The following is a 24,867-nucleotide window of genomic DNA, read 5'->3' as shown; positions in this document are numbered from 1 at the left end:
CGGTTACCGCCGCAGCTTGTTCACCGCTGCGGCGAATTCGTCCTCGAAGCCCAGGCGCTCGGCGATGGATTGCAGTTGTTCGTCCGGGTAGTCGTCGGTCTCGGCGACGATGATGCCCAGCACTGCCTCGGGCAAGCCCAGGTCGGCGAGGAGAGCGAGGTCGCCTTCCTCGTAGGGTTCGATGTCGTCGAGCTCGTCGGGGTCGACGTCGGGGATCTCGATGTTGAGTGCGTCGAGGACGTCGGCGGCGATTTCGTAGTCGACGGCGGCGACCGCGTCGGACAGCAGTAGGCGGGTGCCGTTGGGTGCGGGACGCAGGATGACGAAGAATTCCTCGTCCACGTCGAGCAGTCCGAACACCGCTCCCGAGCTGCGCAGTTCACGCAATTCGGTTTCTGCTGCCGACAGGCTGGTCAGTGCGTCGTCGGACAGTGGCGTCACGGTCCACTTGCCGTCCTCTCGGACAACTGCAACGCCGAATCCTTCGAGGTCGTCGTACTCCGATGCGGAGGCACGGTTGTTGTTCGCGCGCTGTGCGGCCATGTGCGCAACGGTAGTCCGGTAGGTGCCGGTATTCGAAGTCCACCTCCCTTGGAAGTCACCCACCTGTGCCAATCTGATCGGGTGACTTCTTCTTCGGTGTGCGTTCTCGGTCTGGGACTGATCGGTGGGTCGATTCTGCGGGCGGCGCACGACGCCGGTCGCCGGGTGTGGGGCTGGAACCGATCGGTCGACGCGATCGCCGGGGCTGCGGCCGATGGCTATGACGTCGGCACCGATCTGACAACCGTTCTGACCAGGGCTGCAGACGAGGATGCGCTGATCGTCATCGCCGTTCCGATGCCTGCCGTCGACTCCGTGCTGCAGGCCATCGCCGAGCACGCACCCACCGCCCCGATCACCGACGTGGTGAGCGTCAAGGCCGAGGTTGCGGCGGCCGTCGCTGCTTGCGGACTACAGGCCCGCTATGTCGGCGGCCATCCGATGGCGGGTACCAACCACTCGGGCTGGTCGGCGACGGACCCGGCGCTGTTCGCCGACGCGGTGTGGGTGGTGTCCACGGACCCCGGTGTCGATGCGGACGTGTGGGTCCGGGTGGCCCAGCTGGCCCTGGACTGCGGTTCGGTGGTCGTTCCGGCCGGCAGCGTCGAGCACGACAGTGCCGTCGCCCGCATCTCGCACCTACCGCATCTGCTGGCCGAGGCGTTGGCGATCGTCGGGGCTGCGGGCGGGCCGTTGGCGCTCGGGCTCGCCGCGGGGTCGTTTCGCGACGGCACCCGGGTGGCGTCCTCGGCCCCGACTCTCGTCCGTGCGATGACCGAGGGCAACGCGACCGCGCTACGAACCGCGCTCGACGAGGCGCTGCATGCGCTCACCACAGCGCGCGAAAAATTGAACGAGAACTCGACCGAAACGCTGGTCGACGCCGGACACGCAGCGCGACTGCAGTACGAGCAGCATCAGCGATTCGACATCACCGACGTCACCCCGGGCGAGCCGGGGTGGCGAGAGAACCTGCAGGACGCGGGGCGACGCGGTGGCGTCGTGCGTCAGATCCGCTCGGCGAGTCCCGGGTAGTCGACGACGAAGCCGTCGGCGTCGACCGTCACCGACGATGTCGAGACCGGCGAGATGACGTGGATGCCGTGCGCGCCGCTGCTGTAGGTCAGCGTCGCTTCCTGGATGCTCAGATCGAGGAGGTTGACGTAGACCGTCGGCACCTCGAGGTCCTGGACCTGGGTGTGCAGACCGAATCGTCGGATCGGCAGGGTGTTGAAGAACGGGCTGAGCACCATGTCGACGTCGAGGGCACCGCTGTAGGTCGAGCGCTGGTGGTTGGCGGAGTTCTCCACCATCCAGTAGCCCTCGTCGTCGCGGCTGACCGAGGCCTGCCGGTCGCCCGACGCGAGCGAGGTGCGCACCGAGAGCCTCTTGGTGACGCCGTATTCGTCGGTCACCAGGTCGTACGACGCGCTGAACGCGGGATGATCACTGCAGGCGGCACCGATGATGCGTCCGGCAGCTTTGATGCGGTTGCCGGAAAGCTGGACGCGCACAGATTCCATGCGGGGAACGTCGTGCGCTCGCCACGTCAGGATCGAGGGCCAGGATTTCGCGTCGGTGGTGGCGGTTGCGGGAACGGAGACGTGCTCTGCACCCGATGCTTGAGTGATCACAGGTCCTACGGTATGCGACAGGGCCCCCCGTAGAACAAGCGGACGCGACTTTTCTTTGCACCGACCCGGCCGTTCATGCTGCGCTCCACCCCGGCCGACCCCCGTCGACGTCGACTTCTGGCCCGCTACCGTGTGCGACGCCTTACAGCGGCAGGCCCTGTCGATTTCGCTCACGATTACTAAGGTGATGGCCGTGACGACAGGGAACCCAGGCGGCGGCCAGTTCGATTTCGCGCATTCCGAGCAGGCCGCGAAGAGCCGACAGGACAAGGCCACCGCTCTGGCGCGCTACGTCTGGGAGCGCGGCATCAGCGGCGCGGAACTGCTCGATCTCACCGACGCCACCCGTCGAAAACTGGCCCGCGCAGCCGACCTGCATCCACCGAGCACGATGGAAACGTGGACCATCGTGGCCGAGTTGCTCGACCGCAAATCCGCGTGGGCAGCCGAGCACCCGGGTCACGACGGGGCGACGCCCCAGCACGCCGACGAGAAGATCATGTGGGTCAAGCCGCCGATCACCCCCTGGACCTAGACGAGCGAGTCCTCCCACGCCTCGTGCAGGTGCGCGAAGCGGCCCTCTCCCGCAATGAGGTCCGCCGGGGTGCCGTCCTCGACGATGTTGCCGTCCGCCATGACGAGGACGCGGTCCGCGATGGCCACCGTCGACAAGCGGTGCGCGATGATCAACGCCGTCCGGCCCTGCAGAATCGTTTCGAGTGCGCGCTGCACCAACCGCTCGCTCGGGATGTCGAGACTCGACGTTGCCTCGTCGAGCACGATTACCGACGGCGCAGCGAGGAACACCCTCGCGAACGCCACCAATTGCCTTTGGCCCGAGGACAATCGGCCTCCGCGCTTACGCACGTCGGTATCGATCCCTTCGGGGAGCGAGGCGATGAACTCGGTCAGTCCGACGGCCTCGGCGGCAGCCCGGACCTCGGCGTCCGTCGCGTCGGGACGTCCGAGGCGGATGTTGTCGGCCACCGAGCCGGAGAACAGGAACGATTCCTGTGTCACCATGACGACGTTGCGGCGCAGGTCCTCGTCGGAGATGTCGCGCATGTCGATGCCGTCGAGTCGCACGGATCCGGCGGTCGGATCGTAGAAGCGCGCCAACAGCTTTGCCAACGTCGACTTTCCGGCTCCGGTCGCACCGACCATGGCAACCACCTGACCCGCCGGCACGTGCAGCGAGAACTCCGGCAGCACGACGCGCTCGGTGCCGTAGGAGAAGTGCACGTCGTCGAACGTGATGTCTCCCTTCACCGTTCCGATCGACACCGGGTTCTTCGGGGCAACCACCGACGGCTCTTCCTCGAGTACGCCGGAGATCTTCTCCAGCGCAGCGGCGGCCGACTGGTAGGCATTGAACACCATCGCCAGCTCGTCGAGCGGGCCGTAGAACCGGCGAAGGTACAGCACGTACGCGGCGAGCACGCCGACGTCCATGTGCCCGTTGATCACTCGCCAGCTACCGAACACCAGGATGATCGCCAGAGTGACGTTGCCGATCCACCGAACGATTCCGGTGTAGCTCGCCATGCCGCGCAGGGCCGCGGTGGTGGCGTCCCGGTACTCCGAGTCCTCGGTCTCGAGAATCGCGTCGTTGCGACCTTCACGCCGGAAGACCTGCACAGCACGGATACCGCCCATCGACTCCACGAAATGGACCACCACACGTGCGATCGCCACCCGTGTTCGACGGTATCCCTGGCGTTGGCGTCGCTGTGACCACCGGGTGACGAGCACCAACGGTACGAAGCCGGCGAGCACGATCATCGCCATCGGAACATCGAGATACACGAGGATGACGGCAATCGAGACCATCGACAGGATGGCCGTCAACGCGTCGTTGAGCGCACTTTCGAGCAGTGTCTGCAACGACTCCACGTCACTGGTCAACCGCGAGATCAACCGCCCCGACGTGTATTTCTCGTGGAACGACAGACTGAGTTTCTGCGCATGGTCGAACACGCGTCCACGCAGGTCGTAGAGAATGTTCTGACTGAGCCGGCCCGAGACGGTGAGAAACGCGTAGGTGGTGAACATTCCGAGCAGGCCGAAGCCGGTGTATCCGCCCACGGCCCACAGCAGCGGACCCCAATCACCCTGTCCGGCAGCACCGACGCCGTTGTCGAGGGCGTAGGCGACGAACAGCGGGCCGGCCACATAGGTGATGTTGTCGATCAGGATGATGACGAAAGACAGCAGGGCCTGCTTCTTGTACGGGCGCACCAGCGAGGCGAGCAACCGCCGAGAACGCCCGGCCAACACCAGGTTTCCGGTGGCGTCGACCTCCGAGTCCTCGCCGCCCACTCCCCGCCAGTCCGCGGTTGCGGTCTGCTCAGCCATGGATCGACCCCATCACGTCGCGGTACCGCGGCGACGACGCCAGCAGTCCCTCGTGCGTTCCCTGCTCCACAATTCTTCCGTTCTCCAGATACAGCACCCGGTCGGCCAACGCTGCAGTCGACGGCCGGTGCGCCACCAGCAACGTCGTCGAATGCGCCAGCACGCGCCGCAATTCCTTCTGCACTTTCGCTTCGGTGTCCACGTCGAGTGCCGAGAGCGGGTCGTCGAGCACCAGCACCCGCGGCTTGCCCAGCACCGCACGGGCCAATGCGAGTCGCTGCCGCTGCCCGCCCGACAAACTCATACCCTGCTCACCGATGCGCGTGGCCAGGCCCCACGGCAGCCGGTCGACGAATTCCGTTGCGTGCGCGATCTCCAGCGCCTCGGTGACCTCGGCATCGGATGCACCGGGAGAGCCGAGCGCGATGTTCTCTCGCGCACTGGCCGAGAACAGCACCGGATCCTCGAACGCCACCGACACGATCGAGCGCAGATCGGCCAGCCGCATCGACGCCACGTCGATACCGTCGATCGAAATGGTGCCCTCGGTGGCGTCGAACAAACGAGGAACGAGGTTCGTCAGTGCCGTCTTTCCGCTGCCGGTGTTGCCGACGAGCGCAACGGTCTCCCCCGGCTCGACGACAAAACTGACATCGGTGAGCAGCGGCGAGGACGCGTCGGGAAAGGTGAATCCGACGCGGTCGAACTGCACTCGGCCACGGATCTTGTCGGGCAATTCGACGGGGTTGTCCGGATCCGTCACGGTCTCCGGGGTGTCGATGATCTCCCAGTAACGATCCGCCGCGGTCCGCGCGTTGTTCAACTCCGCCAGCAGGTATCCGAAGGATTCGATCGGCCACAGCAGGAACGTGACGATGGCGATGGCAGCGACGAGCGTGCCGACCGTCATCGTGCCCTGCACGATCGAGTAGGTCCCCACGGCCAGAATCGCGCCGATGGTGATCGGCTGCAGTCCGACGATCACCGCCCAGATGATCGCGAGATAGCGCACCTTCTTCAGCTCGGTGCCGCGAAGAGTGTAGGCCTGACGCAGAAACTGCTTGCCCAAGTGCGCACTTCGCCCGAACGCCTTCAGAACACGGATGCCCTGGATGGACTCCTCGACCGTTGTCGTCACGTCACCCGCTTGGTCCTGAGCATCACGCGCGACGACGCGGTACAGCGTCTCGAACCTGGTGCAGGCGATCACCAACGGAATCGATGTCACCAACATGATCAGACCCAATTGCCATGCTTGAACGAGCAATACGCCGATACCCACGACGAGCGTGACGGCATTGATGATGATGAACGGGCCGATGAACGCCATGAACCGGCGCAGCGACCCGAGATCGGCGATGGCACGGGAGAGCAGCTGACCCGATTCCCAACTCTCGTGCGCCGCGACCGACAGCCGTTGCAGCTTGTCGAATACCGTTGCCCGAGCACTGATCTCGAATTGGCTCGACGGGCGGGACACCAGGTATCGACGCACCCAGATGCCGGCCGCGTCGATGGTGCCGAGCAGCAGGATCAGCGCCGCGGGCCACCACACCGCGGAAAAGTTGCGGTCGGCGATGGGCCCGTCGATGACGCGTTGCATCACCAGCGGAATGACGAGGCCGGTCAGGGTAGCGATGAGCGAGACCACGATGGAGCCGATGTAGAACCACTTGTACGGGGCCAGGAACGGCGCGAAACGCTGCAGCGACGTGGGTGTCCGCGCAGCATTCGGGTTCGACTCAACGACGGTTGGGGCTTCGGGGTCGAGCACACCCGTGGACACGTGTTGTTCTCCTTATTGCGGTGCCCGAATGATTTCATTGCTCAGGCTCAGTTTCCAACCGATTTTCGGCGGCGTGCATTCCAGTGTGGAACCTCGAGCGCGGTCGAGGTCAAGTTCGACCGACGCTCAGCTCGTGGACGCTCAGCGCACCGGCTCTCGAGTAACGTGAACCCGTCGGGCGAGAGAAGGGCATACGTGAGCACACGGTCGATGGTCGGGTTGTTTGCCGGTATCGGCGGGCTCGAGCTGGGGTTGGCCGAGGCAGGGTGGACGACGCAGCTGTTGTGCGAGATCGATCCGGGTGCCGGCGCGGTGCTGTCGGCGCGGATGCCGAACGTTCCGCTGCACACCGACGTCACCACGCTGCGCAGCCTGCCCACCGGCACCGAGCTCGTTGCTGCCGGCTTCCCCTGCCAGGATCTCTCCCAGGCTGGACGGACCGCAGGCATCACCGGTGCTCGCTCCGGGCTGGTCGACGAGGTGTTCCGGCTGGTCTCACGTCGCCGCGGCCCGCGGTGGCTGTTGATGGAGAACGTGCCGTTCATGCTGCAACTCGGACGTGGCGCAGCGATGCGACACATCACCGACGCGCTCGAGGACCTCGGCTACATGTGGGCCTATCGCGTCGTCGACGCCCGTGCGTTCGGGTTGCCGCAGCGTCGACAGCGCGTGGTGATGCTGGCCTCGCGCACCGATGATCCGCGTGAGGTGCTGTTCTCGCAGGATGCCGGGCCGTTGCCCGACGGCGATCCGAGTACTGCGCCCTGCGGCTTCTACTGGACCGAGGGCACCCGCGGACTGGGCTGGGCCGTCAACGCCGTCCCCACCCTCAAGGGCGGTTCCTCCCTCGGCATCGCCAGTCCGCCGGCCGTCCGGTTGCCGTCCGGGGAGATCGTCACGCCCGGCATCATCGGGGCCGAGCGGCTGCAGGGGTTCGATCCGGACTGGACGCTGCCCGCGGTCGAGCGCGCCGGAGTGCGTACCGGGCATCGCTGGAAGCTCGTCGGCAATGCCGTCAGTGTGCGGATGGCGTCGTGGGTGGCCGGTGCACTCGACGACCCGAAGCCCTACGACGTCGCAGGCGACACCGCATTGCTGCCCGGTCAGGCCTGGCCGACGGCCGCGTGGGGCCGAGACCGCGCGAGCTTCAAGGTGACCGTCTCGACCATGCCGGTGCACGAACCGCCCGAGGACCTGATCGACTTCCTGGACGACTCCACCCTGCTGTCGGCGCGAGCCACGGCCGGGTTCCTCAAGCGCGCGCGAGCCGGCAACCTCCGCTTCGCCGACGGCTTTCTCGACGACCTCGACGCCCACCTCGAGCGCATGGGTGGGTACACGCAACGGGTGTCGGTGTGAGCGCGACACGCCCCGTCACCGACGCGAAAACCAGTGCACGGCTCAGTAAGCAACGCCGCCGCGACACCAAACCGGAAGTGGCGCTGCGTCGTGAGTTGCACCGACGAGGACTGCGCTATTTCGTCGACCGCGCCCCGCTGAAGGGCATGCGGCGTCGAGCAGATCTGGTGTTTCCCCGACGCAAAGTGGCGGTCTACGTCGACGGCTGCTTCTGGCACAGTTGCCCCATTCACGCGACGAAACCCCGCAACAACGCCCAGTGGTGGGCCGACAAGCTGGCTGCCAACGTGGCCCGCGACCGCGACACCGACACCCGCCTGATCGAGGAAGGCTGGCGCGTCGTGCGGATCTGGGAACACGAGGACCCGGTCGTCGCCGCCCAACGCGTCGTCGACGATCTTGCTGCAGATCCGATAGTGACCGACTGAAACCCACAGCACTCCCCGCGCGTCCAACCTGATGATCGGTCGATTCGAGTCGGGGGATGAGGACAGTGCGTAAAAGTTGGGTGCTTGCGGCGATGGCAGCGGCGATGTCGGTATCGACCAGTGGATGCGCGGTGGTGTTGCTCGGCAGCGCGTTCCCCGCCGGCAGTGCGTCGCCTGCGGGGCAGAACCGGTACGGATTCGAGATGTCGGAGGCAGACCGCTATCTGGCCGACTCGGCGGCCTTCGTCCGCAGCCTCGATCCCTGCGGCTTCCTCACCGAGGACGACCTCACCGCCCTCGGCACCGTGGTTCAGTTGCGACCGGACGGCGAACTGAGTAGCTGCTCGGCAGAAGTCAACCCTGGGCGATCGGACGCAACGGACTCCGTGTCGATCAAGCTGAACGGATACCAGCCGACGCCGGCCGACCCGAACTTCGAGCAAGTCACGATCGGCGACGAACAGGTGTACCTCGACGACGCCTCCCGAGGGACGTGTCGCGTCAGCTTCCCGCTGCGCGACGAGTTCGACGGCACCACCTCCGGGCCCATGGACGATGTCCTCACCGAATCGGGTCGTAGTTTCGCCACGATCGACGTCTATCTTGCTGACGGAGACGCCTGCAGTGCAGCGAAATCCGTCACCGAGACCGCACTCGGCCTCGTGAGCGATCCACCACTCCGTGCCGATTCCAGGTACAACCTTCCGTTGGCCACGAAGGATCCCTGCAGCGTTCTGGAGCATCTGCCCGAGACCTGGACTGTCGACCGGTGGAACCCTGCCGCGGATCCGTACGGCTGCCACTTCGAGGCGTCGTCGGCGACGTTCGAGGACAACCTGGTACTGCTCGACGTCGCGCTCACCTACGACGACAGCGACTTGCGTTCGACAGATCGCGAGAAGATCCGGCAGGGCGGTTACACCGTCGAGACTCGCGACTCGGATTCGGTGTGTTCGGCCGACATCGTGTTGGGCAACCCCGTTCTCGGCCTGCCCGATAACGAGGACTCGGCCGCGCGTTACGCCCGCACGGTTCCCGAGCTGTCCGTCATGGCGGACGACTGCGACTCCGCCGTCGCGCTGGCGGTGGCAGCTGCCGACGAGCTCACTGGTTAGCCTTGATCGGTGCGCTCGAAAACCGAAGGTGTGGATATCCGCCGAGTAATCGCGGTGGTGTTTCTGATCCTCGCCGGGTTGCTGTACTCCGCGTGGGTGGCCGAATTCTTCCTCGACACCGGGCTCGACCCGGCCCGGTCGTTCCTCAGCGAACTCGATGCCCGCGATCAGCCGTACCGCGAATTCTTCTCCACCGCAGACGTGGTCACGGGTTCGCTGATGATCCTCGCCGCCGTGCTCGGTTTCCTCGTCAGCCCTCGCCGACGGCTCGTCGTCACCGGCTGGGTGGCGTCGGGCATCTTCGGTATCGCCACCATCGCCGACGCGAAACTGCCCCTCGAGTGTGTGGCCGCCGACGATCCGAGCTGTCCGATCGAGCCCAGCGGGTTGTTCCCCCAGCTTCATCATCTTCACGCTCTGACGAGCACCATCGCGGTGTTCGCGATTTTCACGGTCATGATCGCGTTCACGCTCGCCGCATTCCGCTATGGGGCCTATCCCCTGCTTCGGACGCTCGGTGTCGCCGTGCTGGCCATCACGGCCCTGGCCACGGCGTGGCTGTTGATCGCCGACAACCTTCCCGGCGATCACGGTCTCGGCATCGCTCAGCGGGTGCAGGTGGGCGGGATGTCGGCGTATCTGGTGGTGCTGGGGTGTGCGCTTAGACTCGGCGCATGTCTTTCACCGCGACCGAACTGAACGGTTCCAAGGCAGAGCAGTACGAGCAGCTCACCGAGCAGGCCAGGGGCCTCGTCTACGAGGAATCGAACCTGATCGCCAACGCCGCCAATCTCTCCGCGTTGGTCTATCACGCTCTGCCCGAGGTCAATTGGGTCGGCTTCTACCTGTTCGACGGCACCGAACTGGTGGTCGGCCCGTTCCAGGGCCAGCCCGCCTGTGTTCGTATCGCGCTGAGCAAAGGGGTCTGCGGCGCTGCCGCGACCACCCGCGAGACACAGCGAGTGGCCGACGTTCATGCCTTCCCCGGCCACATCGCGTGTGATGCCAACACTCGCTCCGAGGTCGTCGTTCCGCTGTACCAGGGCGAGGAACTGATCGGTGTATTCGATCTGGACAGCCCGGTACCCGATCGCTTCGACGCCGACGATCAGGCCGGCCTCGAAGCGATCGCGGCGGTGTTCCTCGGTTCGATCAGCTAGACGCTGCTGCCTCGAAGAACCAGGCCATGACCAACGCACCGGGGTCGACGACGCCTCGCGCGGCCTCACCGACATAGCTGGCGCGGCCCCGGTTGGCGGTGATGTCCTTGGTCGATTCGGCTCCGGACTTCGCGGCGTCGGCGGCATCCTGCAGGGTGCCGCCGTCTTTCTCGAGCGCGTCGACGGCCGGGGCAATGGCGTCGATCATCGTCTTGTCGCCCACGCGGGCTCCACCGAGTTCGGTGATGCTGTCCAGTCCGGCCCGCGCGGCCGCTGCGACAGCCACGGCAGATGGCTCGGATTCGAGCATCGTTCGGTAGAACTGGCGGAACCAGATGCCGAACAGTGCACCGGACGTACCGCCTGCGTGGCCGAGGTAGGCCTCGCTCACGGCTTCGAATACCGTTGCTGCCGAATAGGTTTCCTTGATCGCGTCGAGGTCGAGTTGTTCCAGTGCGGCCACCATGTTGGTACCGAAGTCGCCGTCGCCCGCCTTGCGATCCAACTCGGTCAGAGCGGGCTCCTCGTCGAGTACCCGCTGGGCCCACGACCCGATCCACTCCGAGACGAATGCCGACTTCTCTCCGGTGTCGGACGGCGAGAAAGTCGGCCCGAATGCGCCGCGCTCGCCCACCGGTTTCGCGCCTTGGTTCTGCGCGTTGGGCCAACCGGGCGCATCGGTGGGGGCGTCCCAGAGTTCGAGCATCTCGTCGTCGGCGCGCACCAGAGTGATGGACGCTCCGCCCATGTTGAGCGCGGTGACAAAACTTCCGACGAGTGAGCGGGTTATCTCGATGCCCTTACCCGCGAGGTACTCCGAGAGTTCTCCGAACAGCAGATGCAGTTCGAGCGGGTGCGTTGCGCCGAGCCCGTTGACGATGGCGATCACCGATTCGCCCGAGTTCAATCCGAGCGAGCTCACGATGGGCTCGGTCAGCTTCTCGACGACCTCCTGAGCAGGCAGCCGGGGCACCCGGTCGGTGCCGCGCTCGCCGTGGATACCGATGCCGAGTTCGATTTCCTCCTTGGGCAGTTCGAACGACGGCCCGTCGGCACCCGGTAGCGTCGGCGGGTTCAGTGCGACCGCCATGCTGCGCGCGTTCTCCGCTGTTCGACGCCCCAGCGCGACCACCGCCTGCAGGCTGTCGCCACGTTCTGCCGCTGCGCCGCACACCTTTTCGACGACGATGGTCGCGGCAGTGCCACGGCGACCCGGGCCGTCCTCGCTCTCGCTGGCCACGTCGTCGTCGACGAGAACGACATCGGCTGCAATACCGTCTTCCTGCAACAAGTCTCGGGCGATCTTGAAGTTCATCACGTCGCCGGTGTAGTTCTTCACGATGTGCACCACTCCGCCGCCGGAGTCCACGGCCTTGGATGCCTCGTGTACTTGGAGGGCGTTCGGTGACGTGAACACCAGGCCGGGGCACGCGCCGGTGAGCATGCCGCGACCGATGAATCCGGCATGCATCGGCTCGTGGCCCGATCCGCCACCGGACAGCAGCGCGACTTGACCGTCGGAGATGCGATAGCGACGGGTGAGGAATCCGGGATCGGCGTGCCAGGTGACGTCGTCGGTGGCGGCCACGAAGCCGCGGAGGGCGTCGGCGACGAATGTTCGAGGAGAATTGGAGAACATTCCTTCACACTAAGCCTCCATTGTCGGCTTCGGTGAGCTGCCGGGCCGCCGCGCGTCTACAGTCGCGAAGATGACCACCGAGACCTGGGCTTTCGACGCATCGGACGGCGGGCAGCTGGCTGTTCGGACGGATGTCACCGGGAGGGCATCGAAGATGGGGCATCGACTCACGATTGCGGTGACCTCCTGGACCGCGACGGTCGAGTGGTCCGGGGACGCCCCCACCGCGGTGTCACTGACCGCCGAGGTCGGCTCACTCGAGGTGATCCACGGCGAGGGCGGACTGACACCGCTGATCGGGCCGGAGAAGATCGTCGCAAAAGCCAACGCACTCAAGACCTTCGACGCCAATCGGTACCCGACAATTCGATTTCGTTCGGAGGAGATCACTGCCGTTGCCTCCGGATTTCGCTTGGCGGGCACCGCCGAGATACACGGTGTCTCGAAGGAGATCACCGTGGACGTGGACGTCACCGACTCCGGCGACAGATGGCAGATCGGTTCCGAAACTACCGTGCGTCAAACGGATTACAAGATCACGCCGTATTCGCAGATGTTCGGAGCCATGAAGGTGGCAGACGACGTGACCGTCACGTTCGACGCCGAGTATCGCAAGCCCTGAGCCTTCCCAATTCACCTGCAATGGTGGACACTACGGCGGTGAACCGAAATCGATGGACGATCGGATCGTGCGCATCGGCCCTGGTGTTGGCCGCAGCCCTGACCGCAGGCTGCAGCAGTCCGGCGACCACGTCCCCGGACGGACCTCCCGGAGTGAACGTCAACGGAGTGGGCGAAGTCCAGGGTGCACCGGACACGTTGACGACTCAGATCGGCGTTCAGGCCACAGCCGAGGACGTCACTGCCGCCATCGAACAGGCCAATGCTGCAGTTACCGAGGTGACCGACGCAGTGATTGCTGCCGGCGTCGCGCGCGAGGACATTCAGACGCAGCAGGTGTCGATCGATCCGCAGTACTCCGGAGCACTGCCGGGCGGCACCTCGGCCATCTCCGGATATCAGGCCACCAACACGTTGCAGGTCACGGTGCGCGACCTGTCGAAGGCGTCTGCAGTCCTGGGCGACGCCACCTCCGCCGGTGGCAACGCGACCCGAATCTCCGGGGTCTCGTTCAAGATCGACGACGATTCCGAGCTGATCACCGATGCCCGGTCCAGGGCGTTCGCCGACGCCCGCGATCGCGCCGAGCAGTATGCGTCGCTCGCAGGCGGCGAACTCGGTGACGTTCTGTCGATCACCGAGTCGATCACCGGTCAGGAGCAGCCGACGAGCTTTCGCGACTCCGCTTCGTTCGACACGGCAGTGCCCATCGAACCGGGACGGCAGACCGTCAGCGTGTCCGTGTCGGTGAAGTGGGCGCTGAACTAGCGCAATGAGTTACTGCCGCTGCAACTATTGCTCCACTGAGGAGGTTGCATACCGGGGATTCGCCGACTCGAGCCCGGGAGTGGAGCACACGTTGCAGGACCACCACGCGCGGGCTCAGCCGGCCGGCGGGGGCGGCAGCCGGTAGTTCACCGGGGTCGCCGAGAAATCCACCGGATTTCGGACGCCCTCGGCCGCTGCCCCGGGAACCTCGATGCGTGGTTCGAGCCCGAGTGATTCCGCGAACGCGAAGGCCTCCTCGATGGAATTGACCGGCCCAGCGGGAACGTGGCGGGCCATCAGCTCTCGATACCACTCGTCCGCAGTACGCGTCTGCAACGCCGAGTTCAAGATGTCGACCAACTGATCTCGATGTTCGACGCGAGCAGAATTGGACGAGAAGCGTTGATCCGCAGCCAGATCCGGGGTACCCAGCACGTCGACCAACGCCTGGAACTGCCGATCGTTGCCCACGGCCAACGCGAGCGGTCGATCGGCGGTCTCGAACACCTCGTACGGCACCAACGACGGATGCTTGTTGCCCATCGGAACCGGCACGGTGCCCGCCCCGAGGTAGGCCGCCGACTGATTGCTGAGCGCGGACAGTACCGACGCCATCAGCGAGGTGTGCACCTGCTGACCCGCACCGGTGTTCGATCGATGATGCAGTGCGGCAAGGATTCCGCTCATCGCGTGCAGACCGGTGACGATATCGACCATCGCCACGCCCACTTTCGTCGGTGTGGATGCGTCGGGTCCGGTGACGCTCATCAGCCCGCCGACGGCCTGGACCACCAGATCGTATCCAGGGAGAGCAGCGCCGCCGCCGGTTCCGAAGCCGGTGATCGAGCAGTAGATCAGGCCAGGGTTCGTCTGCGCGACAGCCGAATAGCCGAGACCGAGCCGGTCCATCGTTCCGGCGCGGAAGTTCTCGATCACAACATCTGCGCCCGCGACGATCTCACGAGCCTCGGCCACACCGCTCTCGGACTGCAGGTCGATGAACCGAGACGTCTTGTTTCGATTGACCGAGTTGAAATACGTTGCAGTACCGGCAGAATCGTAGGGCGGGCCCCACAATCGGGTGTCGTCACCGGTACCCGGTCGCTCGATCTTGATCACGTCCGCGCCCATGTCACCGAGCATCATCGTCGCGTACGGTCCGGCGAGCACACGAGAGAAGTCCGCGACCACGAGGCCGGTGAGCGGACCGGTGGCGTCTGTCATCGGTCCACTGTATTGCGCGGCCGGCTGCAGTTCAGTTCAGGTCCGGAACGAACGCTGCCAGGACGGCAACCATCGTGTCCACGATCTGCTCGATAGGTGGACGAGGCGGAGCAGTGCGGGACCAGTCGGAGACGATCTCAGTGAGCGCACCGAGGAATGCCGTTGCGGCCAAGCGGTATCCACCCGGGGGAACGAAATCGGAACCGACTTCCGAGCGCAGGGTGTTCTCGAAGAACTCCACCCACTGCGCACGACGGCGCGTCCGATGCTGTTCGACGGCATCGCTGACACCCAGCATCTCCAGATAGGAGATGCGCGCCCGACGTGGGTCACCTCCGATCGATCCGACCAGGGCCGTCATCGCTGCGACGACCAGAGAGCGACGGTCGCGGTCGACCTGCTCGTCGAGTGCGGCGACGACGGCGGCCAGCGCGTCGTCTTGGATCAGGTCGTAGACGTCCACGAGCAGCGCCTCACGGTTGGCGAACTCACTGTAGAACTGACTGCGCGCGAGGCCGGCCGCGGCGCAGATGTCCGCCACCGAGGTGGCGGCGTATCCGCGTCCCCCGATGACCTCGATAGCCGCGTGCAAGAACCGAGCTCGACGATCGGCTTTCCGAACAGCGGAGGATCGTCCGGCGTAGATGCGGCCCTGATCATCGGCGACAGTCACCGAGGGAGTCTACAGGCGACGCACCGTTCGCAGCCCCGCTGATGGGTTCCATCACGACCCGATCGGCTTTCCGAACAATCCGGCGATTATCTCGCCGACGGCCGCGACGAACGTCGGGTGCGCACGCGTGTCGAGCGCCATCGAGCCGACATCGTTCGTCCGGCAACCCGGTTCCACCGGAACACCGGCAAATCGATCGCGCATCCACAACACCGCACTCGGAAAAGCGATCAGCTCCAAACTGATGTGCTCACTGAAATGATCGCGGGTGTAGGTGACGTCGGCACCCGGTCGACTGCAGTACGACTCGACCATCGCGTTGACCGGCCCGATCGGCACCAGCCAGTCCGGGTTGGAATGGTAGACGTAGAGCGGCATGTTCGGAGTGGTGCGGCCGAGCTGCATCGCAGACAGGGCCTTCTTCACCACCGGTTGCTGGATCGGGTCGCCGTCGGTGTGCAGCAAGCCTTTCAGGTTGACGAACGGCAGCAGCGCCGACGAGTAGCCGACACAGAGGTTGTCCTTGGCCGCGAACAACGTTCTACCGAACGGGTCGACGTGTTCGTCGATGAAGGCGGCCAGCTCGGGACTCTCGCGGCTGGCACCGATGACGCCGGCGGCCACGATGCCCGATCCCAGGGCGTTGTTCGCGTTGTCGACCAATGCCCCGAGTTCGGCCGGGGTGCCGCCCTCGGTGACTCCGACGATATCGAGCTCAGGGGCGTAGTTTTCGGCCAGTTCTGCTGCGTGCCCGGTGGCGATCGCGCCACCGGAGTAGCCGCTCATCCCCACCTTGGTGGCCTCCCCAGCCAACTGCATCGGCGCGAAATTCTCGGCAGCTCGGATGCCGTCGAGTGTGATCCGACCGGCGACCGGCCCGGCGGCGAACGAATTGTTCGGGCCCTGATGATCGGGTACCGACACCGCCCATCCTTGCGCCAACGCTGCCTGCACTTCGAGGAATTGAGCGCCCGACGTCACCGCGCCGGTCACCGGCCAGGGGATGGCACCCGCTCGCATCGCGTACGACGGAGCGCAGTAGGCCGCGAGAGAATCCTCGGCTACCTGGATGGAGATCAACGGACGCGGTGCCGCAGGCACGCCCCGCGGCTTGATGACCGTGGTCACGGCGGCGATCGGCTCGTCGCGCCCGTTGTTGGACCGGAACGACAACTGCCACGCGTCGACCTGCGTGGGAATGACGTTGAGAGTAGCCAGCTCGACGGGCCGTACGGCGATGATCTGGCCCGGCGCGGCCGCTGCCACCACGTCGGCGGGAGGAAGGTAGAAGTCGGTGTCGAACTCGGGAATCTTCGGCCACGTGAGCGGCGGCAGAGGCGGCTGAACCTCCACACCGGCCGGACCGCTTGAATCGGGTGCAGCGGAAGCGGGGCTGGTCGCAGCGGCAACGGCGGCGGCTACGGTCGCCACACCGATCGCTACCCGCAGCGTCCAAGGTCGGGCAGAAGACACGGCTGTACTCCTTCGCGCCGGACAACGGGGTCCACAGGACGCGCGCCCGGCGACATTTCGTACAGCGCATCCGACAATCTTGGACACCGATGTCCGAGATGGTGCTGAGAACTGTAGAGCGAAGTGGCGTGGATAACAATCCCCGAGCCGAAATAGATTCAGAACTGAATCGTGCCCAATTGCACGGGGCAGTTCCCGTTCGTCACGCGACGGCGAAAGACCGCTTCGCCAAACCGAACTGGAAACCGGTGATGGCCGTCGTCACCGGAGCTTCCGGATTCTCGGCGGCACCGAGGGTGACGAACAACGGCGTGAAATGTTCGACGGTGGGGTGCGCGTACGGCATTCCCGGTGCGGCACTGCGGAAGTCGGCGAGAGTCCCGATGTCACCGCGAGACAAGGCGTCGGCGGCCCAGAGGTCGAAGTCCTCGGACCACGTCGGCACGGTGTTGGTTGCGAAATTCTCCCGGGACAGGAACGGCAGTCCGTGGGTCATGAACCCGGAACCGATGACCAACACACCCTCGGCCCGAAGTTCCTTCAGCGCAGCGCCTATCGCCATCAGCCGGTCGGGGGCGTGCGTCGGCAGGCTCAGTTGCAGAACCGGGACATCGGCGTAGGGATACATGACCTTGAGCGGGACCCAGGCACCGTGATCGAGTCCGCGCGCGGTGTGCTGATGCAGGTTCTCCGACGCCGGAATGGCCGCGGCCACCCGTGCGGCCAGTGACTGAGCGTCGGGAGTCCGGTATTCCATCGAGTAGTAACGCTGCGCAAATCCACCGAAGTCGTAAACGAGTGGTGTCGCCGCAGCCGTCGCGGACAGGCTCAACGGGGCCTCTTCCCAGTGCGCGCTGACGATCAGAATCGCCTTCGGCTTGGGCATCGACTGCGACCAGGTGAAGAGCTCGTTCATCCAGAGCGCGTCGTCGAACACCGGAGGCGCACCGTGACTGATGTACAGCGCGGGCATCGGCCCATCGTGTGGGGTCCACATCTGCTGCGACCGGCTCGCGGGTGCTGCGTCGGCGAGAAACGCATCGAATGCGGCACCCGCGACGGGCGGGTTCATCACAGAAGTCATGGCGAATCCTTCGAAGTACCTAAGTTGAAACTTCAACTTAGCATCCATTGGGCATTCCAGCCAGCATCGATACTCTCGGCTGTATGCCGGACGCCGTCTACCGCGCCCCGATGCCGAATGGCGTCGAGCGTGCCCTCACCTACGGACTCTGCGGTATGTCGGCGAACGACGAACGCTCGCTACGCCGGGTCGAGCGTTTCGAGCAGGTCGCGGACGGATCTTTCGTCTGGACGCGAACCGAGCACGGCGAGTACTTCCTCGGCCGAATTTCCGGCCCACTGCGGGAGGATCGCAGCGCCGACGCGGTGGCGTCGAACCTGATCTTCGTCCGTGACTGCGAGTGGATCAGCAAGCCTGTTCCCGAACACGAGGTACCCGCCGCGACGCTACGCACATTCGCGCGCGGCGGGCGAAATTTTCAGCAGACGCACGACCCGCAGGTCGGTGCAGAGTCGGCTAGCGTGTGGCGAGCGCGAGGTCGCTGACCTGGGGATCGACCTGTACGAGAGAGTAACCCTGGATCTCGAACTTGTTCTCCCCCTCAGGCGGTCCGAGCACGGCGCGGACGATCAGGGTCGCGGCAGCAGCGACGAGTGCGATCACGATGACCACTGCTGCCACGATCAGCAGGGTGCGGGGGCCACCGAACAGGTTCTTCGAGCTCATGGGTCCATCATGGCCCCTCCTCGGTGGGACACGAATCTCGCTGCGTGAGTAGTAAAGGTGTTGATCAGATGTGTTCGTGGCTACAGTGAATCCGTGACCGACGCACCCGAGCCCGATTTCTGGTCGTTCATCGACACCGCCAACACCACACTGGCCCGGGAGTACGGGTTCGAGCATCAGCTGGCCACCGAGGTTCTGCTGACACTGAACCGAGCGTCGAACATTGTCACGTACGACCTCGAGTCGACGGTTCATCGCCCGCGAGGCTGGTCGTGGTCGTCGTTTCGGCTGATGTTCGTCACGTGGCTCGCCGGCCCGATCGAGCCGCGACGAGCAGCCGAATTGACCGGCATGAGCCGCGCCGCCGTGTCGAACCTGTCCAAGACACTCATCTCCGGCGGCCTGCTCGCCAGCACGCCCGACGAGAAGGACGGACGTTCGGTGCGCCTCGCCCTGACCGCGCTGGGGCACGACGAGATGGTCGCGGCGTTCGCCGAACAGAACGAACGGGAGAACGCATGGGCCAGCGCGCTCACCGAACCCGAACAGCGAATCCTGGTGATGCTGTTGACCAAACTGATCACCAACCGCAGCCAGTTCGACGTACGGGGGCGCAACTGAAGGTTGCGTAGATCACGTGAAAGTAGTTAATGTCTTTACTACAAGCGGTGACAGAACTCAGGAGAGAGCACGTGGCCTACTACCGGCAGCTCGGATCGGTTCCGCCGAAGCGGCACACCCAGCACCGAACTCCCGACGGCAACCTCTATTACGAGGAGCTGATGGGCGAAGAGGGCTTCTCCTCGGACTCGTCTCTGCTGTACCACCGCCACATACCGTCGGCCATCGTCGATGCCACGGTGTGGGACCTGCCCGATCAATCGACGACGCCCAACCATCCGCTCGTGCCGCGGCACCTGAAGTTGCACGAGCTGTTTCCCGAATCCACGGTGGCGGACACCGACGTGGTCACCGGACGACGCCTCGTTCTGGGCAACGCCGACGTCAGACTGTCCTACATCGTCGCATCGAAAACTTCACCGCTGTATCGCAATTCGATCGGTGACGAGATGGTCTACGTCGAATCCGGTTCTGCCACCGTCGAAACGGTGTTCGGTACTCTCCAGGCGCAGCAGGGTGACTACGTGCTCATTCCGCGTGCGACGACGCACCGTTGGATTCCCGACGGCCCCCTGCGCGCCTACGCCATCGAGGCCAACAGTCACATCGCTCCACCGAAGCGGTTCCTGTCGAAGTACGGCCAGTTGCTCGAGAACGCTCCCTACTGCGAACGCGATCTGCACGGCCCCACCGAGCCTCTACTCGCCGACGGCGAAGACATCGAAGTACTTGTCAAGCACCGTGGTTCGACGGGCATCGTCGGAACCCGCTACGTCTACCCGCAACACCCGTTCGACGTGGTGGGGTGGGACGGCTGCCTGTATCCGTACACGTTCAACATCTCCGACTACGAACCGATCACCGGCCGTGTGCATCAACCGCCGCCTGCGCATCAGGCATTCGAGGGGGTCAACTTCGTGATCTGTAATTTCGTTCCGCGCAAGGTCGACTACCACCCGCTCGCAATTCCGGTGCCGTACTACCACTCCAACGTCGACTCCGACGAGATCATGTTCTACGTCGGCGGCGACTACGAGGCCCGCAAGGGTTCCGGAATCGGCCAGGGATCGATCTCGGTGCATCCGGGCGGTCATGCTCACGGTCCGCAACCCGGTGCATACGAACGCAGTATCGGCGCCGAGTTCTTCGACGAACTGGCCGTCATGGTCGATACTTTCCGCCCCCTCGAACTCGGTGAAGGAGCGCTCGCGTGCGAGGACACCGGGTATGCGTGGACGTGGGCAGGCCGGGGGCCGAACCGATGATCCCGAAGTTCTTCCACCGCCTGTGCGACGACGCCGCTGCCTTCCCTCCCGGCAATGCACCACTCGATGTTGCTGCAGCACAACATCTCGAGTACCGGGCGAGTTCTTTCGCAGACCTCGTCGGCCCGTTGGTCGTTCCGATGGACCGGGTGCACGAACTCGTCCTGGGCGCCCGGATGGAGGTCGCGTTGACCGCACCTGCCGGTCCGGGCAGCGTGGAGGCAGGCCTACGCGCCGCCGACCGGACCGCCGGCGTGACGGTCGTTGCCGTCGAAGTGGCCGTACCCGACGGCACGAACATCGACGCCTTGCGCAACATCACTCAGGACATCGACATCTATGTCGAAATCCCCCGAGACTCCCGACGAGACGACATCTTCGACGCAGTCGACGAGTTCGGGTATCGCGCCAAATTCAGGACCGGCGGCGTCACGGCCGACGAGTACCCGGACGAGCGAGAGCTTGCCGGGTCCATCTACAAGGCGGCACAGCGCGAGGTCCACTTCAAAGCCACCGCGGGTCTGCACCACGCCGCCCGTAACACCGATCCCCACAACGGTTTCGAGCAACACGGTTTCCTCAACGTGATCCTCGCGGCGCAGGCCGCACACAGCGGCGCACGCGTCGGCGAGCTCGAGAAGATCCTGGCGATCCGGGACGCTGACGTCCTCGCCGGTCTCGTCGCCGGGATCGAGGGTCAACGCGCCTTCGCATCGTTCGGCACCTGCAGCATCCGCGAACCCCTGGACGACCTCGTCCGCCTCGGACTCGTCCCACCTCAGTGAACCAAGGAGCGCGCCGTTCATGACGGACATCGACATCCCCGCCGACTCCGAGTTCGGAATCGACAACCTTCCTTACGGCATTTTCAGTACTCCTGGTTCGGACGCTCGGGTCGGAGTCCGCTACGGCGACACTGTGATCGATCTGTTTGTCGCTCTGAACGATTCGGATTTCGCCTCGCCCAGCCTCAATGCTTTCATGGCGCGCGGCCGCAATCGGTGGGTCGAGGTTCGCGAGTCCGTCACCGCCATGATCGTCAGTGACACGACCCCCGCTGAAGCGATCGTCTCGGTTTCCGATGTCACGATGCACCTGCCGTTCGAAGTTGCGGACTACGTGGACTTCTACGCGTCCGAGCACCACGCGTCCAATCTCGGCCGACTCTTCCGGCCCGATGCCGAACCGCTGCTACCGAATTGGAAGCACCTGCCCGTGGCGTATCACGGCCGGGCAGGCACGGTTGTCGTCTCCGGCACCGACATCACCCGGCCTTGCGGTCAGCGCAAGGCACCCGACGAGCCATCGCCCACCTTCGGTCCGAGTCGGCGACTGGACATCGAAGCCGAGATGGGCTTCGTCGTCGGCGTTCCGGCGGATGGCCCCATCTCGCCGGATCAGTTCTCCGAGCACGTGTTCGGTGCCGTCATCGTCAACGACTGGTCTGCTCGCGACATCCAGGCCTGGGAGTACGTGCCGCTGGGCCCGAACCTCGGCAAGAGTTTCGCGACGTCCATCTCACCGTGGGTGGTCCCCTTGCTCGCGTTGGAACAGGCTCGGGTGTCGACGCCGACTCAGGACCCCGCGCCACTCGAACACCTCCGCGAATCTCGTTCTTGGGCACTCGATATCGATCTGTCCGTCACGTGGAACGGCCACGTCGTATCCCGTCCGCCGTACAGTTCGATGTATTGGTCGCCGGCCCAGATGCTGGCTCACGAGACCAGCAACGGCGCGACATCCCGAACCGGTGATCTGTTCGCGTCGGGCACCATCTCGGGACCCGAGAAGAATCAACGCGGCGCATTCATCGAACTCACCTGGGGCGGAAAGGAACCGGTGTCACTCGGCGCGGAGACCCGGACCTTCCTCGAAGACGGCGACGAGGTCGTTATCGCCGCCAGCGCTCCGGGGCCGAACGGTGCGCGCATCGGGTTCGGCGACGCACGTGGCCGGATCGTTCCGGCCTGAGGCCTATCACTCGCGCGTCCGTCGGTATGCGGGGGCTCTGGGGGTTCGATCGGACTCGGCGCTGTTGAGCAGTGGCAGTGCCCGGAACTCGACCAATTCCGAGAGTACGACAACACTGGTCGACCGCGCGATCGTGCGAGATTGATTGAGCGCGATCAACGTTCGCTGCAGATCATCATGAGACGCCGCGGCAACCCGGCACAACACATCGCCGACGCCGGTTGTCGCGAATGCCTCCAACACTCCGGGTATCTGCTCCAGGACGGCGACGACGTCGCCGAGCGCACCCTGGGCAATCTCCAATGTGACGAACGCCTGCACGCCGTAACCGGCTGCTGCCAAACCGATTCGAGGCTGATAGCCGGTGATGACACCGCTGTCCTCCAATCGCTGCAGGCGGGCCGACACAGTCGCACGTGCAACACCGAGCGTTCGCGACAGCTCGAGCACGCCGATCCGCGAATTGTCATGCAGCGCAGCGAGCATCGCCCGGTCCAATTCGTCCAACGTCGATTCCATGACGCACCTCCACTTTGCTATACGAATCGTATAGCAAAGTGCGGAGCAACCTGCCCTATCTGCACAGCACGGACAGCTATTCAGGCGTCGATTGACTCCCCTGCACCGCGATGTTGGGCTGGGCGGAACAGTGTGCCTCACTCGGACCAACCAGGAGCTTTCATGAGCCTCGACAACATCCTCAACGACGACGAGAAGCTCGCCGATCTCGACGCCGATCAGCTGCGGCAGCTAGTCGGACTCGTGGAGTACGACGACAAGCGAGATCCCTTTCCCGTCAGTGGCTGGGACGCCATCGTGTGGGTGGTCGGCAATGCGACGCAGACCGCACACTTCTTCCAGTCCGCGTTCGGCATGGAGCTCGTTGCCTACTCGGGCCCGACGACCGGCCAACGCGACCACCACGCCTACGTACTCAAGTCCGGCGCAGTGCGCTTCGTCATCAAGGGAGCCGTCGACCCCGACAGCGAACTGGTGGCACACCACACGCGCCACGGCGACGGCGTCGTCGACATCGCGCTGGCCGTGCCGGACGTGGACCGGTGCATCGAACATGCGCGAGCCCAGGGCGCGCGCGTACTACAAGAACCGACCGACATGTCCGACGAGCACGGCACGGTCCGCACCGCGGCCATCGCGACCTACGGCGACACCCGACACACGTTGGTCGACCGCTCCCGCTATACCGGCACCTACCTCCCCGGTTATGTACCGCGGACGTCGACGTTGCAGCGACCGGAAGGCGCTCCCAAGCGCATCTTCCAGGCTCTCGATCACGTGGTCGGCAATGTCGAGCTCGGCAAGATGGACGAGTGGGTCGACTTCTACCACCGCGTCATGGGCTTCACGAACATGGCCGAGTTCGTCGGGGCCGACATCGCCACCGATTACTCGGCCTTGATGAGCAAGGTCGTCTCCAACGGCAACCACCGAGTGAAGTTCCCGCTGAACGAGCCGGCCATCGCGAAGAAGCGCTCACAGATCGACGAGTACCTGGATTTCTACCGCGGCCCGGGCGCACAGCATCTGGCGCTGGCGACCAACGACATCCTGTCTTCGGTCGATGCGCTCCGCGCCGCCGGCGTCGAATTTCTCGCCACTCCTGATTCGTACTACGAGGATCCCGCACTGCGAGCCCGTATCGGTAAGGTCCGAGTGCCGATCGAAGAGTTGCAGAAGCGCGGAATTCTCGTCGACCGAGACGAGGACGGGTACCTACTGCAGATCTTCACCAAGCCGCTGGTCGATCGCCCGACGGTGTTCTTCGAGATGATCGAACGCCACGGCTCGCTCGGCTTCGGCATCGGCAACTTCAAGGCACTGTTCGAGGCCATCGAACGTGAGCAGGACGCTCGCGGCAACTTCTGACCCGTACCCCGAACGACGCCGCCCACTGTCAGCGTTCGGTGGGCGGCGCAGTTCGTCCCAGACCACCTCGGTCCTCGTCGAAGATCAACCACGTGCGCGTCGCCCGGACGCCGTCGAGCGACTGCAGCCCCTCCAGCACCACTTGCCGCAGGCTCTCGTTGTCGGGAGTCCTGATGAGTACCAGCACGTCGAAATCCCCTCCGAGCAAACTGAAATGGTCGACGAATTCCATCGACCGCAACCCCTCGGACACACTGCGCCACGAATCCTGACGGATGGACAACGCGATGAACGCCGAGGTCCCTAGCCCGGACGCCCCGTGATCCACCTGCACGGTGAACCGTTCGATGACACCCGCATCCTTGAGCCTGTCCACCCGTGTATAGGTATGTGCCCGAGAGAGATTCAAACGATCGGCCAGCACCCGCATCGAGACCCGCCCGTCGGCAGTCAGCTCGGCGAGGATGCGACGATCCGTGTCGTCCAGTTCCACACGTCTCGAGACGTCGTCCATTCGTCCGCTCCTACCTGATGGTTCGCTACGCCGATCCGACAGATAGTCAGTGCGCGCGCGTAATATCGGCCATATGTCTGC

Annotated in this window: 27 protein-coding genes; 15 read left to right on the top strand and 12 right to left on the bottom strand. The window is 64.8% G+C overall.

The features are described from left to right. Window positions 1-3: 3 nt before the first annotated feature. Window positions 4-543 (bottom strand): tRNA adenosine deaminase-associated protein, encoded by a 540-nt coding sequence (locus tag CH266_RS21405; RefSeq protein WP_027494611.1) that lies wholly within the window; start codon window positions 541-543, stop codon window positions 4-6. Window positions 544-606: 63 nt separating this feature from the next. Here CH266_RS21405 and CH266_RS21400 point away from each other — a divergent pair, with 63 nt between their 5' ends. Then, window positions 607-1,578, top strand: coding sequence for a prephenate dehydrogenase (locus CH266_RS21400; RefSeq protein ID WP_094716188.1), 972 nt, complete (start codon window positions 607-609; stop codon window positions 1,576-1,578). Here the strand turns inward: CH266_RS21400 and CH266_RS21395 are convergent. Further along, window positions 1,551-2,066 carry a putative glycolipid-binding domain-containing protein gene (locus CH266_RS21395; protein ID WP_027494613.1) on the bottom strand — a complete coding sequence of 172 codons (516 nt, stop codon included), beginning with the start codon at window positions 2,064-2,066 and terminating at the stop codon, window positions 1,551-1,553. The two genes, CH266_RS21400 and CH266_RS21395, sit on opposite strands and share 28 nt — an antisense overlap. A gap of 304 nt (window positions 2,067-2,370) precedes the next feature. On the opposite strand from CH266_RS21395, the gene CH266_RS21390 reads away from it, so the two are divergent. Further along, a complete protein-coding gene (locus CH266_RS21390; RefSeq protein ID WP_235610125.1) occupies window positions 2,371-2,712 on the top strand; it encodes a hypothetical protein in 342 nt (113 codons plus the stop codon). Here the strand turns inward: CH266_RS21390 and CH266_RS21385 are convergent. Both CH266_RS21385 and CH266_RS21380 read right to left on the bottom strand, forming a co-directional pair. Further along, window positions 2,709-4,532, bottom strand: a complete 1,824-nt coding sequence (locus tag CH266_RS21385; RefSeq protein ID WP_032373324.1) for an ABC transporter ATP-binding protein — start codon at window positions 4,530-4,532, stop codon at window positions 2,709-2,711. The two genes, CH266_RS21390 and CH266_RS21385, sit on opposite strands and share 4 nt — an antisense overlap. Continuing rightward, a complete protein-coding gene (locus CH266_RS21380) occupies window positions 4,525-6,318 on the bottom strand; it encodes an ABC transporter ATP-binding protein (protein WP_094716139.1) in 1,794 nt (597 codons plus the stop codon). The genes CH266_RS21385 and CH266_RS21380 overlap by 8 nt, the downstream gene beginning before the upstream one ends. A gap of 210 nt (window positions 6,319-6,528) precedes the next feature. Here CH266_RS21380 and CH266_RS21375 point away from each other — a divergent pair, with 210 nt between their 5' ends. Genes CH266_RS21375 through CH266_RS21355 form a run of 5 tightly spaced genes read left to right on the top strand, consistent with a single transcriptional unit; the run spans window position 6,529 to window position 10,380 of the window. Further along, window positions 6,529-7,677 (top strand): DNA cytosine methyltransferase, encoded by a 1,149-nt coding sequence (locus CH266_RS21375; protein ID WP_176456770.1) that lies wholly within the window; start codon window positions 6,529-6,531, stop codon window positions 7,675-7,677. Beyond that, window positions 7,674-8,105, top strand: coding sequence for a very short patch repair endonuclease (locus tag CH266_RS21370; protein ID WP_094716138.1), 432 nt, complete (start codon window positions 7,674-7,676; stop codon window positions 8,103-8,105). Before CH266_RS21375 ends, CH266_RS21370 begins: the two co-directional genes overlap by 4 nt. A gap of 56 nt (window positions 8,106-8,161) precedes the next feature. After that, entirely contained in the window at window positions 8,162-9,220 is a 1,059-nt protein-coding gene (locus CH266_RS21365; RefSeq protein WP_141214561.1) for a hypothetical protein, read from the top strand. A 9-nt stretch (window positions 9,221-9,229) separates the two neighbouring features. Then, window positions 9,230-9,919, top strand: coding sequence for a DUF998 domain-containing protein (locus CH266_RS21360; protein WP_230591446.1), 690 nt, complete (start codon window positions 9,230-9,232; stop codon window positions 9,917-9,919). Continuing rightward, window positions 9,895-10,380, top strand: a complete 486-nt coding sequence (locus tag CH266_RS21355; protein ID WP_094716136.1) for a GAF domain-containing protein — start codon at window positions 9,895-9,897, stop codon at window positions 10,378-10,380. The genes CH266_RS21360 and CH266_RS21355 overlap by 25 nt, the downstream gene beginning before the upstream one ends. Here CH266_RS21355 and dhaL read toward each other — a convergent pair. Next, window positions 10,373-12,019, bottom strand: coding sequence for a dihydroxyacetone kinase subunit DhaL (dhaL, locus tag CH266_RS21350; RefSeq protein ID WP_094716135.1), 1,647 nt, complete (start codon window positions 12,017-12,019; stop codon window positions 10,373-10,375). The genes CH266_RS21355 and dhaL overlap by 8 nt on opposite strands. A 70-nt stretch (window positions 12,020-12,089) precedes the next feature. On the opposite strand from dhaL, the gene CH266_RS21345 reads away from it, so the two are divergent. After that, window positions 12,090-12,641, top strand: a complete 552-nt coding sequence (locus CH266_RS21345) for a YceI family protein (protein WP_032388009.1) — start codon at window positions 12,090-12,092, stop codon at window positions 12,639-12,641. A gap of 38 nt (window positions 12,642-12,679) precedes the next feature. After that, window positions 12,680-13,408 carry an SIMPL domain-containing protein gene (locus tag CH266_RS21340; protein ID WP_255175985.1) on the top strand — a complete coding sequence of 243 codons (729 nt, stop codon included), beginning with the start codon at window positions 12,680-12,682 and terminating at the stop codon, window positions 13,406-13,408. 114 nt (window positions 13,409-13,522) lie between these two features. On the opposite strand, the gene CH266_RS21335 is transcribed toward CH266_RS21340, so the two are convergent. The 4 genes from CH266_RS21335 to CH266_RS21320 form a co-directional block, all read right to left on the bottom strand. Then, window positions 13,523-14,632, bottom strand: coding sequence for a CaiB/BaiF CoA transferase family protein (locus CH266_RS21335; protein WP_094716134.1), 1,110 nt, complete (start codon window positions 14,630-14,632; stop codon window positions 13,523-13,525). Window positions 14,633-14,663: 31 nt separating this feature from the next. Next, window positions 14,664-15,305 (bottom strand): TetR/AcrR family transcriptional regulator, encoded by a 642-nt coding sequence (locus tag CH266_RS21330; RefSeq protein ID WP_032368661.1) that lies wholly within the window; start codon window positions 15,303-15,305, stop codon window positions 14,664-14,666. A 51-nt stretch (window positions 15,306-15,356) separates the two neighbouring features. After that, complete coding sequence (locus CH266_RS21325) at window positions 15,357-16,778, bottom strand: lipase family protein (RefSeq protein ID WP_441347066.1); 1,422 nt, start codon at window positions 16,776-16,778, stop codon at window positions 15,357-15,359. A 202-nt stretch (window positions 16,779-16,980) separates the two neighbouring features. Further along, the gene (locus CH266_RS21320) at window positions 16,981-17,862 is read right to left on the bottom strand and encodes a dioxygenase family protein (RefSeq protein ID WP_094716132.1); all 882 of its coding nucleotides are present in this window, start codon (window positions 17,860-17,862) and stop codon (window positions 16,981-16,983) included. An 83-nt stretch (window positions 17,863-17,945) separates the two neighbouring features. On the opposite strand from CH266_RS21320, the gene CH266_RS21315 reads away from it, so the two are divergent. Continuing rightward, window positions 17,946-18,347, top strand: a complete 402-nt coding sequence (locus tag CH266_RS21315; RefSeq protein WP_094716131.1) for a hypothetical protein — start codon at window positions 17,946-17,948, stop codon at window positions 18,345-18,347. Here CH266_RS21315 and CH266_RS21310 read toward each other — a convergent pair. Next, complete coding sequence (locus tag CH266_RS21310) at window positions 18,319-18,528, bottom strand: hypothetical protein (RefSeq protein WP_032367822.1); 210 nt, start codon at window positions 18,526-18,528, stop codon at window positions 18,319-18,321. The genes CH266_RS21315 and CH266_RS21310 overlap by 29 nt on opposite strands. Window positions 18,529-18,621: 93 nt before the next feature. On the opposite strand from CH266_RS21310, the gene CH266_RS21305 reads away from it, so the two are divergent. The 4 genes from CH266_RS21305 (at window position 18,622) to fahA (ending at window position 22,385) form a co-directional block, all read left to right on the top strand. Next, window positions 18,622-19,149 (top strand): MarR family winged helix-turn-helix transcriptional regulator, encoded by a 528-nt coding sequence (locus tag CH266_RS21305; RefSeq protein WP_027494630.1) that lies wholly within the window; start codon window positions 18,622-18,624, stop codon window positions 19,147-19,149. Between the two features lie 71 nt (window positions 19,150-19,220). Then, complete coding sequence (locus CH266_RS21300) at window positions 19,221-20,414, top strand: homogentisate 1,2-dioxygenase (RefSeq protein WP_027494631.1); 1,194 nt, start codon at window positions 19,221-19,223, stop codon at window positions 20,412-20,414. Continuing rightward, the gene (locus CH266_RS21295; protein ID WP_051364914.1) at window positions 20,381-21,199 is read left to right on the top strand and encodes a hypothetical protein; all 819 of its coding nucleotides are present in this window, start codon (window positions 20,381-20,383) and stop codon (window positions 21,197-21,199) included. Before CH266_RS21300 ends, CH266_RS21295 begins: the two co-directional genes overlap by 34 nt. Before the next feature lie 19 nt (window positions 21,200-21,218). After that, window positions 21,219-22,385, top strand: coding sequence for a fumarylacetoacetase (gene fahA / locus CH266_RS21290; protein ID WP_094716130.1), 1,167 nt, complete (start codon window positions 21,219-21,221; stop codon window positions 22,383-22,385). 6 nt (window positions 22,386-22,391) lie between these two features. Here fahA and CH266_RS21285 read toward each other — a convergent pair whose 3' ends face one another. Next, the gene (locus CH266_RS21285; protein ID WP_032367826.1) at window positions 22,392-22,904 is read right to left on the bottom strand and encodes an Lrp/AsnC family transcriptional regulator; all 513 of its coding nucleotides are present in this window, start codon (window positions 22,902-22,904) and stop codon (window positions 22,392-22,394) included. A 162-nt stretch (window positions 22,905-23,066) separates the two neighbouring features. Between CH266_RS21285 and hppD the strand changes: the two genes are divergently transcribed. Beyond that, the gene (gene hppD, locus CH266_RS21280; RefSeq protein WP_048316976.1) at window positions 23,067-24,272 is read left to right on the top strand and encodes a 4-hydroxyphenylpyruvate dioxygenase; all 1,206 of its coding nucleotides are present in this window, start codon (window positions 23,067-23,069) and stop codon (window positions 24,270-24,272) included. 28 nt (window positions 24,273-24,300) lie between these two features. On the opposite strand, the gene CH266_RS21275 is transcribed toward hppD, so the two are convergent. Next, on the bottom strand, window positions 24,301-24,786 hold the full coding sequence (locus CH266_RS21275; protein WP_032368670.1) for an Lrp/AsnC family transcriptional regulator: 486 nt from the start codon (window positions 24,784-24,786) through the stop codon (window positions 24,301-24,303). Window positions 24,787-24,867 lie beyond the last annotated feature (81 nt).

Origin of the sequence: Rhodococcus sp. 06-1474-1B (assembly GCF_002258885.1) — a bacterium.
GTDB lineage: Bacteria > Actinomycetota > Actinomycetes > Mycobacteriales > Mycobacteriaceae > Rhodococcoides > Rhodococcoides fascians.
Note: the sequence above shows the minus strand (reverse complement) of the source record. Positions and strands in the feature narration are given on the sequence as shown.

What these genes read in the sequence shown, in the direction of transcription:
- CH266_RS21405 (WP_027494611.1), bottom strand. Translation starts at nt 543, where the DNA reads ATGGCCGCACAGCGCGCGAACAACAACCGTGCCTCCGCATCGGAGTAC.
- CH266_RS21395 (WP_027494613.1), bottom strand. Translation starts at nt 2,066, where the DNA reads ATGGAATCTGTGCGCGTCCAGCTTTCCGGCAACCGCATCAAAGCTGCC.
- CH266_RS21385 (WP_032373324.1), bottom strand. Translation starts at nt 4,532, where the DNA reads ATGGCTGAGCAGACCGCAACCGCGGACTGGCGGGGAGTGGGCGGCGAG.
- CH266_RS21375 (WP_176456770.1), top strand. Translation starts at nt 6,529, where the DNA reads ATGGTCGGGTTGTTTGCCGGTATCGGCGGGCTCGAGCTGGGGTTGGCC.
- CH266_RS21365 (WP_141214561.1), top strand. Translation starts at nt 8,162, where the DNA reads ATGAGGACAGTGCGTAAAAGTTGGGTGCTTGCGGCGATGGCAGCGGCG.
- CH266_RS21355 (WP_094716136.1), top strand. Translation starts at nt 9,895, where the DNA reads ATGTCTTTCACCGCGACCGAACTGAACGGTTCCAAGGCAGAGCAGTAC.
- dhaL (WP_094716135.1), bottom strand. Translation starts at nt 12,019, where the DNA reads ATGTTCTCCAATTCTCCTCGAACATTCGTCGCCGACGCCCTCCGCGGC.
- CH266_RS21345 (WP_032388009.1), top strand. Translation starts at nt 12,090, where the DNA reads ATGACCACCGAGACCTGGGCTTTCGACGCATCGGACGGCGGGCAGCTG.
- CH266_RS21335 (WP_094716134.1), bottom strand. Translation starts at nt 14,632, where the DNA reads ATGACAGACGCCACCGGTCCGCTCACCGGCCTCGTGGTCGCGGACTTC.
- CH266_RS21320 (WP_094716132.1), bottom strand. Translation starts at nt 17,862, where the DNA reads ATGACTTCTGTGATGAACCCGCCCGTCGCGGGTGCCGCATTCGATGCG.
- CH266_RS21315 (WP_094716131.1), top strand. Translation starts at nt 17,946, where the DNA reads ATGCCGGACGCCGTCTACCGCGCCCCGATGCCGAATGGCGTCGAGCGT.
- CH266_RS21310 (WP_032367822.1), bottom strand. Translation starts at nt 18,528, where the DNA reads ATGAGCTCGAAGAACCTGTTCGGTGGCCCCCGCACCCTGCTGATCGTG.
- fahA (WP_094716130.1), top strand. Translation starts at nt 21,219, where the DNA reads ATGACGGACATCGACATCCCCGCCGACTCCGAGTTCGGAATCGACAAC.
- CH266_RS21285 (WP_032367826.1), bottom strand. Translation starts at nt 22,904, where the DNA reads ATGGAATCGACGTTGGACGAATTGGACCGGGCGATGCTCGCTGCGCTG.
- hppD (WP_048316976.1), top strand. Translation starts at nt 23,067, where the DNA reads ATGAGCCTCGACAACATCCTCAACGACGACGAGAAGCTCGCCGATCTC.
- CH266_RS21275 (WP_032368670.1), bottom strand. Translation starts at nt 24,786, where the DNA reads ATGGACGACGTCTCGAGACGTGTGGAACTGGACGACACGGATCGTCGC.